A 721-nucleotide genomic window follows, 5' to 3' on the forward strand; every position below is an offset into this window, starting at 1 on the left:
GCCCGAAGACCACCATCACGTGCGTGTGCGTCTTCAACCCGCCGGTCACCGGCCGGGAGGTGCACGACGAGAACGGCGTGTACCCGCTGATCACGGAGGACTGAGCCTCCGTCCGGGGATCGACCTCGCGAGGGGCGTTTCCGCTGTGTGACAGCGGGAACGCCCCTCGCGGTCGTCCACACGACACCCATTCGAAGGGACACCGAACCCACAGCGACTCACAGGAGGGTCCATGACCGCACCGGTCGGAAACGACGAACCGCGTCTCGCGCGCACCGCCGGGGACCGCTACCCCACACGCGTCGAGATCCCCCCCGCCTTCAGCGAGCGTGCGGAGCCCAGCGGGTGGGGGGCGCGGGCGGGCGAGGAGAGGTTCGGGGCCGAGGAGCTGGAGGCGCAGGAGCGGGACGGCTTCGTGCAGGTCCCAGGCCTGCGCACGGCCGGCGAGATCGAGGAGTACCAGGCCGAGCTGGACCGGCTCGCCCGCGACCCCGTGGTCCGCGCCGACGAGCGCTGCGTCGTCGAGAAGTCCTCCGACGAGGTCCGCTCGATCTTCCAGGTCCACCGGATCTCCGAGGCGATCCGCCGGCTGGTCCGCGACGAGCGGGTGCTGTCGCGGGCCCGCCAGACCCTCGGCTCCGACGTGTACGTCCACCCGAGCCGCATCAACTACAAGCCCGGGCTCGGCGGCGGCGGGCTCTTCTGGCACTCCGACTTCGAC

Annotated in this window: 2 protein-coding genes; both read left to right on the forward strand. The window is 71.4% G+C overall.

What is annotated here, in order from left to right; genetic code table 11:
- Positions 1–104: ectoine synthase (locus D8M34_RS18680; RefSeq protein ID WP_148113121.1), on the forward strand; the 104-nt coding region annotated here is incomplete at its 5' end.
- 128 nt (positions 105–232) lie between these two features.
- On the forward strand, positions 233–721 hold a 489-nt coding region (locus tag D8M34_RS18685; protein ID WP_174235415.1), incomplete at its 3' end, for a phytanoyl-CoA dioxygenase family protein.

It is taken from the genome of Microbacterium sp. HSID17254 (assembly GCF_003989315.1).
In the GTDB taxonomy this organism is placed as follows: Bacteria; Actinomycetota; Actinomycetes; order Actinomycetales; family Microbacteriaceae; genus Microbacterium.